The organism is Myxococcaceae bacterium JPH2, from assembly GCA_016458225.1.
In the GTDB taxonomy this organism is placed as follows: Bacteria; Myxococcota; Myxococcia; order Myxococcales; family Myxococcaceae; genus Citreicoccus.
This window is the reverse complement of record JAEMGR010000062.1, coordinates 1-1,042: the sequence shown is the minus strand read 5'-3', so window position 1 is coordinate 1,042 and position 1,042 is coordinate 1. Positions and strand designations below refer to the sequence as shown.

Below are 1,042 nucleotides of genomic sequence, written 5' to 3'. Positions count from 1 at the left end.
GGCCTGTTCGCGAAGAGCTTCATGGCGCTGCGCTCGGTGGACGTGGGCTTCACGCCCGAGGGCGTGCTCACCGGTCGCGTGTTCCTGCCGGCCACGCGCTATACGGAGCCCGCGCGCCGGGTGGCCTTCCATCGGGAGCTGCTGGAGCGGGTGCAGGCGCTGCCCGGGGTGGAGTCGGCGGGGCTCACCAGCATCCTGCCGCTGGGCGGGCGCTCGGACCGGAGCTTCGACGTCGAGGGCCGCAAGGATGACCCCAACGAGCACCTGCCCGCGGTGGAGTACCGCACGGTGTCGCCCGACTACCTGCGCACGTTGCGCGTGAAGCTGCGCGCGGGCCGGATGCTCCAGCCCTCGGATGGTCCGGACGCGCCGTGGGCGGTGGTCATCAACAAGACCTTCGCGGATACGTACTGGCCGAACGGGGACGCGCTGGGCCATCGCCTGAAGCTGCACGGCTCGGACACCCAATGGACCACGGTGGTGGGCATCGTGGAGGACCTGCGCGAGTGGAACCTGAGCCAGCCCGCGCGGCCGGCCGCCTATTGGTCCATGGCGCAGCTTCCCGCGTCGCGCATGGGCCTGGTGGTGCGCGCGAAGTCGGGCATCGAGGAGTCGGTGCGCGCGAGCGTGGAGGCGGAGCTGCGCGCGGTGGACCGGGACGTGCCGATGTTCTCGGTGAGCCCGCTGTCGCGGCTGGTGGATGAGTCGATCGGCTCGCGGCGGCTGTCGGCGCTGCTGATGGGGCTTTTTGCGGGAGTTTCCCTGGTGCTCGCGGCGTTGGGAATTTCCGGAGTGATTGCGTACGCGGTGGCGCTGCGGACGCGCGAGATGGGGATCCGAATGGCGCTGGGCGCGGAGCAGGGCGATGTGCTGAGGCTGGTGCTGGGCCAGGGGATGAAGCTGGCGGCGCTGGGCGTGGGCCTGGGGCTGATGCTGTCGCTGGGCCTGGCGCGGCTGCTGGGGTCGATGCTGTACGGGGTGACGGCGTATGACCCGTGGACGTTCGTGGGCGTGGCGGCGCTGTTGAGCGGCGTGGCGTTCC

General features: G+C 71.1%; 1 protein-coding gene. It reads left to right on the top strand.

Going from position 1 to position 1,042, the window contains the following annotated elements; all coding sequences use genetic code 11:
- On the top strand, window positions 1-1,042 hold a 1,042-nt coding region (locus tag JGU66_35925; protein ID MBJ6766172.1), incomplete at both ends, for an ABC transporter permease.